General features: G+C 63.7%; 20 protein-coding genes and 1 pseudogene. 9 read left to right on the forward strand and 12 right to left on the reverse strand.

Annotation, left to right across the window (positions count from 1 at the left end; genetic code table 11):
* The first annotated feature begins 14 nt into the window (after positions 1-14).
* Positions 15-734: a YafY family protein gene (locus EOA23_RS11575; RefSeq protein ID WP_042641559.1), complete on the forward strand. Its 720-nt coding sequence runs from the start codon at positions 15-17 to the stop codon at positions 732-734.
* 203 nt (positions 735-937) lie between these two features.
* On the opposite strand, the gene EOA23_RS11580 is transcribed toward EOA23_RS11575, so the two are convergent.
* The 3 genes from EOA23_RS11580 to EOA23_RS11590 all read right to left on the reverse strand — a co-directional run bounded on the left by EOA23_RS11580 (position 938) and on the right by EOA23_RS11590 (position 3,388).
* The gene (locus EOA23_RS11580; protein WP_095816752.1) at positions 938-1,630 is read right to left on the reverse strand and encodes a DUF1013 domain-containing protein; all 693 of its coding nucleotides are present in this window, start codon (positions 1,628-1,630) and stop codon (positions 938-940) included.
* A gap of 254 nt (positions 1,631-1,884) precedes the next feature.
* On the reverse strand, positions 1,885-2,025 hold the full coding sequence (locus tag EOA23_RS11585; protein ID WP_071074868.1) for a DUF1127 domain-containing protein: 141 nt from the start codon (positions 2,023-2,025) through the stop codon (positions 1,885-1,887).
* Between the two features lie 355 nt (positions 2,026-2,380).
* Positions 2,381-3,388 (reverse strand): NAD(P)H-quinone oxidoreductase, encoded by a 1,008-nt coding sequence (locus EOA23_RS11590; RefSeq protein WP_127304225.1) that lies wholly within the window; start codon positions 3,386-3,388, stop codon positions 2,381-2,383.
* Between the two features lie 110 nt (positions 3,389-3,498).
* Between EOA23_RS11590 and EOA23_RS11595 the strand changes: the two genes are divergently transcribed.
* The 3 genes and pseudogenes from EOA23_RS11595 (at position 3,499) to EOA23_RS11605 (ending at position 5,330) form a co-directional block, all read left to right on the forward strand.
* A complete protein-coding gene (locus EOA23_RS11595) occupies positions 3,499-3,693 on the forward strand; it encodes a DUF1192 domain-containing protein (RefSeq protein WP_042641554.1) in 195 nt (64 codons plus the stop codon).
* Between the two features lie 24 nt (positions 3,694-3,717).
* A pseudogene (locus EOA23_RS11600) lies at positions 3,718-5,022 on the forward strand (MFS transporter); the annotation flags it as partial.
* A 32-nt stretch (positions 5,023-5,054) separates the two neighbouring features.
* On the forward strand, positions 5,055-5,330 hold the full coding sequence (locus EOA23_RS11605) for a metalloregulator ArsR/SmtB family transcription factor (RefSeq protein WP_127304227.1): 276 nt from the start codon (positions 5,055-5,057) through the stop codon (positions 5,328-5,330).
* Positions 5,331-5,411: 81 nt separating this feature from the next.
* On the opposite strand, the gene EOA23_RS11610 is transcribed toward EOA23_RS11605, so the two are convergent.
* Entirely contained in the window at positions 5,412-6,341 is a 930-nt protein-coding gene (locus EOA23_RS11610) for an AraC family transcriptional regulator (RefSeq protein WP_189341585.1), read from the reverse strand.
* Between the two features lie 112 nt (positions 6,342-6,453).
* Here EOA23_RS11610 and EOA23_RS11615 point away from each other — a divergent pair, with 112 nt between their 5' ends.
* The 3 genes from EOA23_RS11615 to EOA23_RS11625 all read left to right on the forward strand — a co-directional run bounded on the left by EOA23_RS11615 (position 6,454) and on the right by EOA23_RS11625 (position 8,736).
* Positions 6,454-7,434: an SDR family NAD(P)-dependent oxidoreductase gene (locus EOA23_RS11615; protein ID WP_127304231.1), complete on the forward strand. Its 981-nt coding sequence runs from the start codon at positions 6,454-6,456 to the stop codon at positions 7,432-7,434.
* Between the two features lie 144 nt (positions 7,435-7,578).
* Positions 7,579-8,427 carry a helix-turn-helix domain-containing protein gene (locus tag EOA23_RS11620; protein WP_189341586.1) on the forward strand — a complete coding sequence of 283 codons (849 nt, stop codon included), beginning with the start codon at positions 7,579-7,581 and terminating at the stop codon, positions 8,425-8,427.
* A 12-nt stretch (positions 8,428-8,439) separates the two neighbouring features.
* Positions 8,440-8,736 carry a putative quinol monooxygenase gene (locus EOA23_RS11625; protein WP_127304235.1) on the forward strand — a complete coding sequence of 99 codons (297 nt, stop codon included), beginning with the start codon at positions 8,440-8,442 and terminating at the stop codon, positions 8,734-8,736.
* A 106-nt stretch (positions 8,737-8,842) separates the two neighbouring features.
* On the opposite strand, the gene EOA23_RS11630 is transcribed toward EOA23_RS11625, so the two are convergent.
* The 4 genes from EOA23_RS11630 to EOA23_RS11645 all read right to left on the reverse strand — a co-directional run bounded on the left by EOA23_RS11630 (position 8,843) and on the right by EOA23_RS11645 (position 11,238).
* A complete protein-coding gene (locus tag EOA23_RS11630; RefSeq protein ID WP_127304237.1) occupies positions 8,843-9,307 on the reverse strand; it encodes an SRPBCC family protein in 465 nt (154 codons plus the stop codon).
* 10 nt (positions 9,308-9,317) lie between these two features.
* On the reverse strand, positions 9,318-9,653 hold the full coding sequence (locus EOA23_RS11635) for a metalloregulator ArsR/SmtB family transcription factor (protein ID WP_126064073.1): 336 nt from the start codon (positions 9,651-9,653) through the stop codon (positions 9,318-9,320).
* 6 nt (positions 9,654-9,659) lie between these two features.
* Positions 9,660-10,316 carry a glutathione S-transferase family protein gene (locus EOA23_RS11640; RefSeq protein ID WP_127304239.1) on the reverse strand — a complete coding sequence of 219 codons (657 nt, stop codon included), beginning with the start codon at positions 10,314-10,316 and terminating at the stop codon, positions 9,660-9,662.
* A gap of 94 nt (positions 10,317-10,410) precedes the next feature.
* The gene (locus tag EOA23_RS11645) at positions 10,411-11,238 is read right to left on the reverse strand and encodes an alpha/beta hydrolase (protein ID WP_127304241.1); all 828 of its coding nucleotides are present in this window, start codon (positions 11,236-11,238) and stop codon (positions 10,411-10,413) included.
* Positions 11,239-11,328: 90 nt separating this feature from the next.
* Here EOA23_RS11645 and EOA23_RS11650 point away from each other — a divergent pair, with 90 nt between their 5' ends.
* Positions 11,329-11,862: a helix-turn-helix domain-containing protein gene (locus EOA23_RS11650; RefSeq protein WP_127304243.1), complete on the forward strand. Its 534-nt coding sequence runs from the start codon at positions 11,329-11,331 to the stop codon at positions 11,860-11,862.
* Between the two features lie 164 nt (positions 11,863-12,026).
* Here EOA23_RS11650 and EOA23_RS11655 read toward each other — a convergent pair whose 3' ends face one another.
* Positions 12,027-12,647 carry a hypothetical protein gene (locus EOA23_RS11655; RefSeq protein ID WP_127304245.1) on the reverse strand — a complete coding sequence of 207 codons (621 nt, stop codon included), beginning with the start codon at positions 12,645-12,647 and terminating at the stop codon, positions 12,027-12,029.
* Between the two features lie 144 nt (positions 12,648-12,791).
* Positions 12,792-12,917: a type B 50S ribosomal protein L36 gene (gene ykgO / locus EOA23_RS11660; RefSeq protein WP_040974291.1), complete on the reverse strand. Its 126-nt coding sequence runs from the start codon at positions 12,915-12,917 to the stop codon at positions 12,792-12,794.
* 245 nt (positions 12,918-13,162) lie between these two features.
* On the opposite strand from ykgO, the gene EOA23_RS11665 reads away from it, so the two are divergent.
* Positions 13,163-13,588, forward strand: coding sequence for a lysozyme inhibitor LprI family protein (locus EOA23_RS11665; protein WP_127304246.1), 426 nt, complete (start codon positions 13,163-13,165; stop codon positions 13,586-13,588).
* 4 nt (positions 13,589-13,592) lie between these two features.
* Here EOA23_RS11665 and EOA23_RS11670 read toward each other — a convergent pair whose 3' ends face one another.
* Positions 13,593-14,669, reverse strand: a complete 1,077-nt coding sequence (locus tag EOA23_RS11670; protein ID WP_127304247.1) for a 5-(carboxyamino)imidazole ribonucleotide synthase — start codon at positions 14,667-14,669, stop codon at positions 13,593-13,595.
* Positions 14,666-14,931, reverse strand: a 266-nt coding sequence (locus tag EOA23_RS11675; RefSeq protein ID WP_189341587.1) for an AIR carboxylase family protein, incomplete at its 5' end; no start/stop codon positions are given. The genes EOA23_RS11670 and EOA23_RS11675, both read right to left, overlap by 4 nt.

Below are 14,931 nucleotides of genomic sequence, written 5' to 3' on the forward strand. Positions count from 1 at the left end.
GGGGGAGAAAACCGATGCGTCGCGCCGACAGGCTTTTCCAGATCGTGCAGCATTTGCGGGGTGGCCGGCTGGTCACCGCGCAGAAGCTCGGCACGTGGCTCGAGGTTTCCGAGCGCACCATTTACCGTGACATAGCCGACCTGCAGTCGACCGGCGTGCCGATCGACGGCGAAGCGGGCGTCGGCTACATGATGAGGGAGGGTTTCGACCTTCCGCCGCTGATGTTCACACGTGACGAGATCGTGGCGCTGGTTGCCGGCGCCCGCATGGTGCGCGCCTTTGGCGGCGCCGCGATGGCGAGGGCCGCCGACGAGGCGCTGGTCAAGATCGGCGCGGTGCTGCCCGATACCGAGAAAGACCGCATCGCCCGCACCGAGATCCACACGCCGATGTGGGTGGTGAGCGACGCCGCGCGCGAGGCGATCGACCTGATCGAGCGCGCCGTCGAGAAACGCCAGGTGCTGACCATCGACTATTCCGACGAGGCCGGGCGCGGCACCGCACGCGACATCAGGCCGCTCGGCCTCTGGTTCTGGGGCAAGGTTTGGACCCTGGTCGCCTGGTGCGAGATGCGCGACGATTTCCGCGCCTTCCGGATCGACCGCATCGCCTCGGTCGTCATCGCCGGCCGCACCTTCAAGCCGGAGCGCGGCAAGCAGCTCGCCGATTTCTACCGCGCCGTCGAGCGCTCGGAGGATTACGGCATGGCGCCCGACCGCGCCGCGCGGACGTGACTTGCGCCTTTCTCCTTCTCCCCTTGTGGGGTCCGAAGGACGGGGTGAGACCCGTGGCTCGCCCCCGGGTGGTGGATCGGCGCGACAGCGCCGAGACGGATGAGGGGTGTTCCAGCGGAGTGAGACGCTGGCTTTCCCTGGAGCACCCCTCATCCGTCGCCTTCGGCGACACCTTCTCCCACAAGGGGAGAAGATAAGAGCGCTCACTCCTCGCCTTCGTCCTTGTCCTTCGACTTCAACGCCGAGAGCTTGGCGAACACGGCGTTGGCGTCGAGCTCCTGGTCCTCGTCCTTCGGCTTCTCCGGCGCCGGCACCAGCCGTTCGGTGAGGGCGGCGGGCAGCAGCGTGTCGCCGACGGGCTGCGGCTGCTCGCGGCCGCGCGAGGCGCGGTTGACTTCGAGGTCAAGGTCGATCTGCGAGGTGAGGCCGAGCGTCACCGGATCCATTGGCTGCAGATTGGCCGAGTTCCAGTGCTTGCGTTCGCGGATCTGCTCGATGGTCGACTTGGTGGTGCCTACGAGACGGGCAATCTGCGCATCCTTGAGCTCGGGATGGTTGCGCACCAGCCACAGGATGGCGTTCGGCCGATCCTGGCGCTTCGACAGCGGCGTGTAGCGCGGGCCCTTGCGCTTCGATTCCGGCACCCGCACCTTCGGCTCCGACAGCTTCAGCCGGTAGTTGACGTCCTTCTCGCCGCGCGCGATCTCGTCGCGCGTCAACTGGCCGGTGATGATCGGGTCCATGCCCTTGATGCCCTGCGCCGACTCGCCGTCCGCAATCGCTTTGACCTCGAGCGGATGCAACCCGCAGAACTGCGCGATCTGCTCGAAGGAGAGCGCGGTGTTGTCGACCAGCCAGACGGCGGTCGCCTTGGGCATCAGCAGCGTATTGGCCATGTCAAAAATCCTTCTCGTTCGCCCGCGTTCCCGCGCGGGCGGTGGTTTTAGAGCCACCAAAATGGGAAATTCGCGGCCTGTATAAACGCTCCCTCGAATTTTCGCAATGTTTTTGGAAAAGGGCTGATTCACAGCCCTGAAAAGACAAAACCCGCTGGACGAGGTCCAGCGGGCTTGGAACCGGAAACGAAGCAAGCGTTTCGACGGCTCTGGCTTGCCTGTCCAGCCCGGCCTTGCGGCCAGGCGGTTGCTGATTACACCGCCTGACGGGCGATGCGCTCGATGTCGGCACGGTTGATGCCGAGGTCGCTGAGCTGACGGGCATTGAGCTTGTTCAGCTCGCGCACGGTCTCGTTGTACATGCGCCACTTACGGAAAGCACGGATCGGGTTCATTTCAGTTTCTCCAGTCGTTTGATGAAATCGTTTGATGCCGCGTAAATAGGCATGCCTGCCCAAGAAATGAACGGACGCTTTTGCATGGCCGCGATGCGTTTTGTGCATTGCACCATTAACGATGCGTTCAGCTTGGAACAGGAGTCAAGCGTGGACCCAGGACGGGTGGAGATTCAGGTCAGGCCGAGACGAAAATGGCAGGTTCCGAGAACCGGAGCGGAGCGTACTTCCGCATGTCCCGGAAAGTGGTCCTCCGGTTTTCCGATAAGGACATGCGGCAGCTGGAACTACGTGAGCACCGGAAGCGCAGGAAGCCGCCGTTCGCAGGCCGGCCTCACCTGAATATCGGCCTATCCTACCCGACGTCGAGGACGATCTTGCCGATATGCTCGCCTTCTTCCATCCGCTCATGCGCCCGCCAGGCTTCGGTCAGGGGAAAGATCATGTCCATGACCGGGGCCACCTTGCGCGTGCCGAGCAGCGGCCACACCTGCGCCTCCAGCGCGGCGGCGATCGCCGCCTTGAACTCGACGGTGCGCGGACGAAGCGTCGAGCCAGTATGGGTCAGGCGCTTGACCATCAGCGTTGCGAAATTGGTGCTTGCGACAGCGCCGGTCTGCACGGCGATCTGGACGATCCGCCCCTCGACGGCCGCGGCCTCGTAGTTGCGCGCGACATAGTCGCCCCCGACCATGTCGAGGATGACGTCGGCGCCCTTGCCGCCGGTCGCCTCCTTCACGGCGGCGACGAAATCCTCCTCGCGATAGTTGATTGCCCGGTCGGCGCCGAGCTTCAGGCAGGCGTCGCATTTCTCCTTGCTGCCGGCAGTGGTGACGACATAGGCGCCGAAGGCCGAGGCGAGCTGGATGGCGGTGGTGCCAATGCCGGAGGAGCCGCCATGGACGAGCAGCGTCTCTCCCCTCTTGAGCCCACCGCGCTCGAATACATTGTGCCAGACGGTGAAGTAGTTCTCCGGGATCGCCGCGGCTTCCGAATAGGTGAAGCCGGCCGGGATCGGCAGCACGCTGCCGGCATGCACCTTGACATATTCGGCATAGCCGCCGCCTGGCGTCAGCGCGCAGACCCGGTCGCCGATGCGCCAGCGCGATATATCGTCGCCGAGCGCCGCGATCTCGCCGGCCGCCTCGAGGCCCGGCAGGTCCGAGGCGCCGGGCGGCGGCGGATAGACGCCCTTGCGCTGCTGCACGTCCGGCCGGTTGACGCCGGCTGCGTGCACGCGGATCAGCACTTCGCCGGGGCCGGGGACAGGCACGTCGCGGGTTTCCGGCTTGAGCACCCGGGGGCCGCCGGGCTGCGAGATCGCGATGGCTGTCATCTTTGCCGGAATCTTCTGACTTGCCATGGCTCGCGGTCTCCTTATCCCGATCTGTTGTCGGCCGTTTGCATCAATACCCCTGCCCTATGTATGCTCAATGCCAAATCAGGCAAATGGCCAAAACGGGAGGAGCGACGATGGCGATCTTCGACGACGAACCCAGGAAAAAGCAGCGCCCGCACGAGATCGGCCAGGACCTGTCGCTGCTCTCCGTCGATGAATTGTCGGAGCGCATCGCCCTGCTGCGCGACGAGATCGCCAGGCTTGAGGCAGAGCGGGCCGCCAAGGGCGCCACCAAATCCGCCGCCGACGCGTTGTTCCGACGCGGATAATTTTGCCGGCGCGAGCGACCGCCGCCGAAAAGCCCCAATACGTCTGTCTTCAGACCCCTGCGCCCGAAACCGGACCAAGCGATGTTTGCAACCTACAGACCGATCCTTTCGCTGCTGCGCGGCACGGCGTTCCTGCTCGCCGCATCCGGCCTGCACGGGCTGCTCCTGCCGCTGCGCGGCCAGGTGGAGGGCTTTTCGACCGCATCGCTCGGCCTGATGGGCACGGCCTGGGCCGGCGGCTTCGTCACCGGCTGTTTCTTTGCGCCGCGCCTCGTGCGCCGCGCCGGCCATGTCAGGGCCTTCGGCGCCTTCGCCGCTTCCGGTGCGATCATCGCGCTGCTCACCGGCCTCATCATCGACGAGTATTTCTGGATCCTCCTGCGCGCCTTCACCGGCTTCACCATGGCCGGCGCCTTCATGGTGATCGAGAGCTGGCTGAACGAGAAAGCCACCAACGAGAATCGCGGCACCGTCTTCGGTCTCTACATGATGGTCACCTATGCCTCGATCATGGGCGGCCAGATGATCGTCGCCGGCGGCGATGTGCGCTCGGCTTCGCTGTTCATGATCACCGGCATCCTGTTTTGCCTGTCGCTCATTCCGACGGCGGTTTCTACCCAATCGACTCCAAAGCCGCTGCAGGACGTCAAGCTCGACGTCAAAAGCCTCTATGCCAATTCGCCGGTGTCGGCGGTGGCCTGCCTGCTCGTCGGCATCGCCAACGGCGCCTGGGGCACGCTTGGCGCTGTCTATGGCGCGCGCATCGGCATCTCCACCGCCGAGATCGCGCTGATGATGAGCCTTGTCGTCGTTTCCGGCGCCGCCATGCAGCTTCCGGCCGGGCGCCTCTCCGATACAACCGACCGCCGCTTCGTGCTGGCGGGTGCTGCCTTCGGCGCGGCCCTGGTCGCGGTGCTGATCTTCCTGTTCGCGCCGCGCTCGGGCGTCTTCGTCATCGTGCTGACCGCTGCCTACGGAGCTTTCGCTTATACGCTCTATTCGATCGCCGTCGCGCATGCCAACGACCATGCCCGCGCTGAGGACTTCGTCAAGGTTTCCGGCGGCCTGTTGCTGCTCTACGGCTTCGGCACGATGATCGGCCCGCTTTTGGCCGCGGCCTTGATGGGTTCGGTGCGTCCGGAGGGGCTGTTTCTTGCAACCGCGCTCGCCCATCTCAGCCTCGCCGGCTACACGCTGCTGCGTATCCGCGCCCGCGCGCCGGTGCCGATCGAGAACCGCGATGCGTTCAAGACGCAGCCCGCGGACCGTGCGGTCACGCCCGAGGCAACCCGGCTCGATCCGCGCAGAAAGATTGAAACCAATAGTTGAGATTCCGAAAACTTTGCCCCACAAATAAAGGCATGATGTTTTCTGACGCCTTTGTGGCGATAGCCGACCCCAATCGGCGCTATCTCTTGGAAGAACTCCGGCGCGGCCCGAAGACGGTGAACGAATTGGCGGCCGGATTGCCCGTCTCGCGTCCGGCTGTTTCCCAGCATCTGAAGGTTCTGCTCGATGCCGGCTTGGTCAAAGCCAAGGCCGAAGGCACCAGGCGCGTCTATACTGTCAGCAGCGCCGGCTTCCTCAGACTGAACATCTGGCTCGACCAGTTCTGGGAAACAGCGCCCGGGGAATAGCCCCCGCTCATCAATGCATGTCGCTCAGAAGTGCACAGTGGTCCTGAGACGACGACATGCGTCAAAGTCGATTCCGTCACGCTAAGCTTTGTCCGACCGTTCCGTAAAAACGTCGCGTCCGGTTTTTCGTTGCGCCGTGCCGGGAGAGATATTGTTCAATCGCCGGAAGGCCGTGCTGAAGGCACTTTCCGATTCATAGCCGACGGATTGGGCAATCTCGCCGACCCGCTTCTGCGTCGTTTTCAGTCCGTTGAATGCCAGCAGCATGCGCCACGATCGCAGATATCCAAGCGGCGGAATGCCGACCACATCGCGAAAACGTCGTGCGAAATGCGACCGCGACATTCCCGCCGCATGAGAAAGCGCCGACAAGGTCCACTTTCGTTCCGGCGCGGCATGAATGGCCGAAAGCGCGCGCGAAATCCGGGCGTCGGCCAATCCCCTCAGCCAGCCTGGTGCCGGGCGATTCGACGACAGGAGATGAGAACGCACGATCTCGACCAGCATGATCTGGGCCAGCCGTTCGCGGATGAGGCGACCGCCGGGGCGATCGCAACGGGCCTCATCGACAAACTGTTCCAGGGCCCGCCGGAAAACCGGGGCTGAGGGTTCATCGCCGCGAACGTGGACAACCACCGGAAAGCCCTCGAACAGGTGCTCGGCTTGCTCGCTACGGAAGGCGAAGCGGCCGCCCACAAGGGAAAATGCGCCGCCTGCGTTGACCCTTGCCGGGTTCTGATCCGCCGAGAACACTTCCTGCGCGGAAAGGGGAGGCAGGGAAAGATCGGTGCCGAGCGTGAAACCTTGGCATCTGGTCAACAGGAAGCAATCTCCCTCGGCAACGAAAATCGGCGCCGGTTCGCCCTCGACCCGCAGCCAGCATGTTCCCTTGGTGACGACGTTGAACTTGATGCCGTTTGGAGCCTCGAATGCGATGCACCACTCGCCGGCGGCATCCAATCCTGCGCTTACGGACGCGTCCGGCGTAACCTGGCCAATGATGTCCGACAAGACGTCCATGACGCGCGATGAGACTTTCGGCAAAGCATTTGGCACGCCCACGAATGGTGCGCCGGCACCGCACTGAATATTAAAACCGCTCCGGAAATAAAAGAGGGTTCACATGGAACAGCCATCGGTAGCGTCAGGCTTCGGCGCAAGCAGTACAGCCGGAGAGGTTCTGCGCGGCATCGACCTGCGGGGAAAGCTGGCGGTCGTCACGGGCGGTTATTCGGGCCTCGGACATGAGATGACGCATGCGCTCGCGGGAGCGGGTGCTCGCGTGATTGTGCCCGCGCGGCGGCCAATGGAGGCGCGCGCAACGCTCGCAAACATGGCCGGGGTATCCGTCGTGGAGATGGATCTTGCCGATCTCGACAGCGTAAGGACCTTCGCGCGCGACCTGGTGGAAGAAGGCAACGCCGTCGATATCGTCGTCGCCAATGCCGGTGTTATGGCCTGCCCGGAAACGCGCCTTGCCAACGGCTGGGAGCTGCAGTTCGCCGTCAACCATCTTGGCCATTTCGTGCTCGTGGCGCGACTTTGGCCTTTGCTCGTCAAAGCTTCCAGCGCCCGCGTGGTTGTCATGAGTTCGGGGGCGCATGCCATCACCAACATCCGTTGGGACGATCCCCACTTCGACAAGGGCTACGAGCGCTGGCAGGCCTACGGCCAGTCCAAGACCGCGAACATCCTGTTTGCTGTGGGGCTGGACGCTATAGGCAAGGAACACGGCATCCGTGCGTTCGCGGTTCATCCCGGCAACATCCTCACACCCCTGCAGCGTCACCTGACGAGGGCCGAGATGGTCGAGGCGGGCTGGGTCGACGAGAACGGCAGGTTGGTGGACCCGTCGTTCAAGACACCCGAACAAGGTGCCGCAACGGCTGTATGGGCTGCGACGTCGCCGCACTTGAGCGGTCTGGGCGGACTCTATTGCGAGGATTGCGGGATCGCGCCTGTCGCCACGTCACTAGCCGAACCCGGCGTGCAGTCCTACGCGCTCGACCCGGGCAGCGCTTTTAGACTATGGCGCCTTTCGGCGAAGCTGACGGGGGACGACCCGGCTGACATTGGTGTCGAACAGGCGCGGCCCTCTCGATGAAACCGGTGGCGACCCAGCAACCGCGAACAGAATCGCCGGCCCAAGCGATCTCAATGACGTAAGAGCAGGCGGCCATGCTCAGTGGCGATGCCTATGGGTACTGCCGCATCGACGAAAAACCATCCGCCATAGATGTCTGGAAAGATGCGCGTCTTTCAATTCCTGCCGATCGACGGTCTGGCTTGCTATGTCGACCGGATTTGGGGATGGGAAAGTGTCGGCGCCGAGCGGGTCGACTTGCCTGTGCTGCTTCCCGGAACCGGGGCGGAACTGTATTTCCACTACCGTACGCCGTTCAGGCAATCGGTGGGTGGTGGCGCGCCGGAAACCTGTTCCGTCGCCCACTTGTTCTACATTCGCCATCGGCCGTTGGCACTGTTGCCGTCAGACGACGTTGGTTTCGTCGCGGTGCGCTTCCGGGCCGGCATGATCCATCGATTTGTCGACATGCCGGGCAAGGACATGATGGATCGTGCCCTATCCGCGCAGGACCTTTGGGGCGTGGCGGGCCAGGAGTTGGCCCGGCGTGTAGCCGGCGCGGAGGGGCTGTCCAGCCGGCTCCGGCTGATCCAGCGCTTCCTTGCGGAACGCCTGTCCCGCGCGGCGCCGGACATCATCTTCGAACACGCAATGGGCATGCTGTATGGCGATCCTGCCAACCTTGCGATCGAGCGATTGACGGACCGCCTCGGGCTCGGGCGCCGTCAGTTGGAACGTCGTTTCGCCAGCATTGCCGGGCAGACACCAGTCGAGATTCGTAGTCTGGGACGCTTCCAGAAGACGGTGCGCGCCCTGATGCTGGATGAAAGCGCAAGCACCACGGACGCGGCGCTCGCATACGGTTACTACGATCAGGCTCACTTTATCCGCCACTTCCGCGAGCTGGTTGCGGAGTCTCCGCAGCGCTACCTCAGAGAGGCTCGGGCCAGGACGCATTTTTACAATACTTCCCGATGGGCGGGAGCGATGGTGATGGCTCCCTCACATCTCTAGGAGATTGTCATCATGCATCTTTTGCTGGCGGAATTGAGTGCCCGCCCGGCCTGCGCCGGCGAAGTCGAGGAGATTCTGCGCAAGCTGGTGGATATCGCAGGCGGCGAAGAAGGCAATGTGCGCTACGCCGTGCATCGACGGAAGGACGACAGCAATGCCTTTGTGGTTTACGAGCTCTATCGAGACGCGGCGTCGTGTGACGCGCATCTCGCATCTCCGCCGGTGAGGCAGGCGTTGGAGCGCTTCGAGACGCTGCTGAGTGCGCCGCCGCGGCTCGTTTTTTGTGATTTGGTCGCCGCGGCCAGGTAAGACTGCTTAGCTGGACCGGCTTCACCATGCAGCGACGATACGCCAAGCATTTGACAAGAGGAGGGCGGCTCGCCGTTTCCGTGAAATGGTGAAACGCTCTACTGCCTCACGTCGCCGGTTCCAGTGCCGCCTCAAGCGCGTCCAGCAATTCGCCGGTGCCGTGCTCGCGCGTGGCTGGCGAGTCGATGCCGTCGACGAAGGCGCCCTGCTCCGTCAGGATAAGCCGCGTTCCCCTGCCTTCCGCGATAAGCTCGATCGTCGCAAGCGATACCGAGACCCGCGTTTCGCCGAACAAGAGCTCATAGCTGTAGACGATGCGCCGGTTCGGCACGATGTCCTGATAGACCGCGTTGTAGAAATGCATCTGCCCGTCGCTGGGACAGCCTGCATTCACCTCCTTGTCGCCGACACGGAAGTCCATCTCGTGCCGGCTCGGCATCGGATTGTCGGGATCGAAGAACCAGCGCTTTTTCGCCTCGGCGTCGCTCAGGGCGAAATAGACCTTCTCGGGCGTCACCGGATAGACGCGCTCGATGACGAAGGTGGAATGGACGACAGATCGTTCGGTCATGATGGGACCTTCAGCTCTCATCTTTCGTTTCAGCGAGGAAATCGCCGAGCCGGTCGAGTCGGCGCTCCCAGGCAAGCCGCCGCTCGTTGATCCAGTGCTCGGCGGCCCGAAGCGCCTTCGGCTCGATCTGGCAGGTCCGCACCCGGCCAAGCTTTTCGGTCCGCACCAGGCCGCTCGCCTCGAGCACGTTGAGATGCTGGACAACGGCCGACAATGACATAGCCAGCGGTTCCGCCAGTTGGCTGACCGACGCCGGCCCGCGCGACAGACGATCCACCATCTGGCGCCGTGCCGGATCGGCGAGCGCTTGGAACATCAAATCGAGCTGAGCCGGGTCGTGCAGCATTTTCGGTCAGCCGTTGTTGTACGGAAAGAACTTGAAGTAAGGTCCCGCTTCCTCGATCACGCGGGCGAAGGACGGACGCGCGAGCAAGCGGTCGTGATAACGCTTCACCGCCGGGAATTTCTTGCCGAACGGCTCGACCTTGTTGGCGTAGAACAGCGCCGGCGAGGCGGCGCAGTCTGCCATGGTGAAGCTTTCGCCCACTGACCAGGTCCTGCCCGCCATCTCCTCTTCGATAATGGCGTAGGAATTGCGCAATTGCGCGCGAGCCTCCTCAACCCCGAACGGGTCGGTCTTGTCCGTTGGCCGCAAGCGGTCGCCGACGATCTTCTGCATCGGATGCTGCACGTAGAAATCGTAGAAGCGGTCGGCCTGGCGGACCTGCAGGGCCAGATCGATATCAGCCGGAACGAGCTCGACCGGCCCCGGATAATGCGCGGCGAGGTATTCGACGACGATGGTCGATTCCAGCACTGTGCGGTCCCGCGCATCGTCACGCAACGCCGGCATCTTGCCGGTCGGTGACACCTTCAGGAAGGCGGCGCGAGACGCCTCGTCGCCAAGGTCGACGATCACCGGCTCGAAGGGTGTATTGTTCTCGTAGAATGCGATCAACGGTTTCCAGCAGAAGGATGCCAGCGGGTGGAAATGCAGCGTCAGGGACATTCTCGCTCTCTTTCGCGTTCGGTCGCTGAATAATACTGAAGTGTTCACTTAACTATTGTCGCAAGCCCGTCGAGTCAAGCCGGAGCCGCCACGCCTAGTGATGTGCGGCGATAGCGTCGATGATCTGCGGCCAGTCGTTGCGGTGCAGCTCGTGACCGCCGCCTTCGACCTTGACCAGCCTTGCGCCTGGAACGGCCTTAGCGAGCGCCTCGACATGCTCGACCGGAAACAGCGGATCGGCGGTGCCGTGGATGACGAGCAGCGGTGCCGTCAGGTCTCGCACCGTCCGTTTCAGGCCGCCGCCCTTGAGCAGGAAATGGTTGGTCGCGCTGGCGAGGCCGCCGGAGCGATCATAGTCCGCCTCGATCATCGCGCGCGTGCGTTCCTCGTCGAATGGATGCAAAGCGCTCGCAATCGCGCGGGCGTCCTTGACCATGAAGTCGAGCACCTGCTCCCGGTTCGACCAGTCGACATTGGCGCCTTGCGCCGAATGCTCCTTGTAGGCTTCGGTCGCCCCCGGCAGGCCGGACGTGTCGACGCCGAGCGGCGAAGATGAGATCACGGTGAGCGCGCTGACGCTTTCAGGATATTTCAGCGCCACGTTCTGCGCGAGCATACCGCCCATCGACATGCCGGCGACATGCGCCTTGCCGACGCCGTAGTCGTCGAGCACGCGGATGGCATCGTCCACCATGTCCTCGAAACTGTAGGGCGGCGCGCCTGGCGGATATTTGGTCGACAGTCCAGTGTCGCGGTTGTCGTAGCGGATGACGAAGCGGCCGCGCCTGGCGAGTTGCCGGCAGAAGGCTTCCGGCCACCACAGCATCGAGGCCATGGCGCCCATGATCAGAAGGATCGGCGGATCTTTCGGACTGCCGAAGCTTTCCGAAACGATGTCGGGGCGCTGCGCCGCGTGGGTCATCTGCTCCTCCAATCCGATTGCGTTTTGCAATCAGTTGCACGATAGTGAAACCGATATCATAATGCAACTGGTTTTTCTGGAGAGAGTGTCATGAGCATCGACCGTCGGTCCGGTTGCCCCATCAATCTGTCGCTCGAAGTGTTCGGCGACCGTTGGAGCCTGATCATCCTGCGCGATATGATCTTTGGCGGCCGGCGCCATTTTCGCGAGCTGCTCAACTTCTCGCTGGAAGGCATCGCCTCCAACATCCTGGCCGACCGGCTGAAGCGGCTGATGGCGCTTGGCCTGCTGACCAAGGCCGACGACCCCAGCCACAAGCAGAAGGCGATCTACAGCCTGACCGAGATGGCGATCACGCTGGTGCCGATCATGGCGCAGCTCGGCGCCTGGGGACGTGTCTGGCTGCCGGTCAGCGAAGAATTGTCGATCCGCGCCGAGCTGCTCGAAAAGGGCGGCCCGCCGCTATGGGAGCAGTTCATGGACGAGCTGCGCCATGAGCATCTCGGCGCGCCTTCGAGGACGCCGCCCGGCGCACCCACCGTGCGCCAGCAGCTGCGGGCCGCTTATGAGGCCGTCGTCGAGCGCAAGGCCGAGGAACTTCGCCACGTCAAAACCGAGGCTTGAAGCCCGTTGCGCGGATCCGGTTAGAGCAATTCCAGGAAAAGTGTTCGCGGTTTTCCGTCCGGAATTGCGTCAAAACAAAGGGATAGAGCGGTTCGCCGTTTCCGGGAAACGGTGAAACGCTTTAGCGCGCCGCGATTTAAGATGAAGGGACGCACATAAGCGCGTCAGATGCCCTCGCCGGCGAGCTCTTCCGAAAGCGTTGAAACCTGGTCCTGGGCGCTGCGCATCATCGGATAGATCGCCAGCACCTTTTGCCAGGCCTCCAGCGCCGACTGCTTGTGGCCGGTCTCGGTCATGATCTGGGCGAGGCCCGAGAGCGCACCGAAATGGCGCGGCTCGAGCTGCAGGGTGCGGTCGATGTCGGCCATCGACTTCCCGTAATTCTTCATCAGGAAATGCACGGTGGCGCGGCGGTTCCAGCCTTCGGCATAGTCGGGCTGCAAGGTCACCACCTGGTCGAGGAAATCGAGCGCGACGTCGAATTTCTGGTCTTCCGTGGCCTTTTGCGCCCATTGCATCATCAGGTCGATCGAGGCGCTGCCCGACTGGTTCCACTCGCTCCAGATGCGGCCCGCGATGCGCTCGGCCGCCTTCTCGTTGCGCTCGCGCTTCAACTCGGTGAAGAGCTGGTCGAGGCGGCCCTGCCTGGTTGGAGCGGCCGGCGGCGGTGTCGCGGCGGGCGGCGCGGCATCGGGAGGCAGCGCGCCCGGCACCGTTTCTGCTCCTGCAGGCAAAGCTGCGCCGGAAAGCAAAAAGGCGGCGAAAAATGCAAAACGAATCCGCATCGCCGGAATCTAATCCCGGACGGCGGATCGTCAAAGTGATTTTAGCGTGAAAGGGCCGGCAAACCGGCACCCGACATCAGCGCGGCGTGGTCTGTTCGCATGCCACTTCCTTTCGGGTGGCATGCATCAGGCCGCGCGCAAAACTCAGCCCTGGCGCGCCTTGTAGCGCGGAGCGGTCTTGTTGATGATGTAGATGCGTCCCTTGCGGCGAACCAGCCGGTTGTCGCGGTGACGCGCCTTGAGCGCCTTGAGCGAATTCTTGATCTTCATGGTCTTGCCTGTTCGGTCAGGGCCCGTCCCGGGCCGAATTTTAAAGGCGCGCCCGAAAAAAGCGCGCCTTTGAACTTGGCGTGGCTCATAAACGAGGAGTGTCGTCCGTGTCAACCACGTGACGATGCTCGAACAAGGGCAATTGGCGCGATCCGTCAAATATTCCCCATCCCCCACCGGCCACGGCATTGCGCGACTCGAGGTCGACTGGAATGGTGTCCGCACCCAAGCGACTGGAGATTCCCATGCGCCGTCTGTTTCTGCCCGCCTGTCTTGTTCTCCTGGCGACCGCCCCGGCAGCCTTTGCCGAGGACTGCGACCGCAGCGACGACAGCCAGTCGATGCTGAACATCTGCGCCGATGCCGATTACCAGGCGGCCGGTGCCAGGCTCAACGCCGCCTATAAGAACATCGTCAGCAGCAACGATCAGGCCTCGAACAAGCTGCTGCAGACGGCTCAGCGCGCCTGGATCGCCTTTCGCGATGCCGAATGCGCCTATTCGACCGCCGACAGCGAGGGCGGCTCGATCCACCCGATGGAGGTGTCACAGTGCCTGACCAAGGTGACCATCGAGCGCACAAAGCAGCTCACCTCCGGCGCCAACTGCAAGCTGAGCGATCCTAGCTGTGCCGGCTCCGACGCCGGCGGCGACGACCAGGAGATGCAATAGCGGGTTATTTCGGCCCGATGAGGCGCGTGAAATGGCCCATCTTGCGGCCGGGGCGTGACTCGGCCTTGCCGTAAAGATGCAGCATCAGGTCGGGTTCGGCGAGCAGCGCCGGCACTTTCAGCATGTCGTCGCCGATCAGGTTTTCCATCACGCAATCAGCATGCCGCTCGGGCGAGCCCAGCGGCAGGCCGGCGACGGCGCGTATATGCTGCTCGAACTGCGAGATGACGCAGGCGGCCTCCGTCCAATGGCCGGAATTGTGCACGCGCGGCGCCAGCTCGTTGGCCAGCAGCGAGCCGTCGGCAAGCACGAAGAACTCGACGCCGATGACGCCGACATAGTCGAGCGCGGAAAGGATTTTTGCGGCCGTATCCTTGGCGGCCGTTGCCGTTTGCGGACCGATGGCGGCCGGCAAGGTCGAGCTGCGCAATATGCCTTCGCGATGGACGTTTTCGGCCGGATCGTAAGCGGCGATCGTCCCGTCGAGGCCGCGCGCGGCGATCACCGAAATCTCGCGCTCGAAAGCGACGAGCGATTCCAGGATCAGCGGCACATTGCCCATCGCCTCGCAGGTGCCGGCAAAGCCGCCCGTTTCCATGTTGCGGAAGACACGCTGACCCTTGCCGTCATAACCCATGCGGCGGGTTTTCAGCACCCCGCTGCCGTCGAATTTCCTCAAAGCTTCGGTCAACTGGTCGTCATTATCGACCGGGCAGAACTCCGCCGTCGGGATGCCGATGCTGTTGAGGAAGCTTTTCTCGGTTACGCGATCCTGTGCGACTTCGAGCGCGCGGGCCGGCGGATAGACGGGGACCGTTGCCGCCAGCGTTCGCGCCGCGGCGACCGGAACATTCTCGAATTCATAGGTGACGACGGCGCTGGCGGCGGCGAGCTCGGCGAGCGCTTTCGGATCGTCGTAGGCGGCGACGATCTGCCGGTTGGCGACCTGGGCCGCCGGACAGTCGGCCTGCGGCTCCAGGACGACGATGCGGTAGCCGAGGCGGGCGGCAGCCATCGCCAGCATGCGGCCGAGCTGGCCGCCGCCGATGATGCCGATGGTCGATCCGGGCGCCAGGCTCACGGCGCGTCCGTCGGCTCGGCGGCGACCTTGGCGGTCTGCGCCGCGCGCCAGGCGTCGAGCCGGGCGGCGAGCTTGTCGTCGTTGAGCGCAAGCACCGCCGCGGCAAGCAGCGCGGCATTGGCGGCGCCGGCCTTGCCGATGGCCAGCGTGCCAACCGGGATGCCGGCCGGCATCTGCACGATGGAGAGCAGCGAATCCTGGCCGGATAGCGCCTTGGATTCGACCGGGACGCCGAAGACGGGCAGCGGCGTCATCGCCGCCG

Source organism: Mesorhizobium sp. M2A.F.Ca.ET.042.01.1.1, assembly GCF_003997405.1.
Lineage (GTDB): Bacteria > Pseudomonadota > Alphaproteobacteria > Rhizobiales > Rhizobiaceae > Mesorhizobium.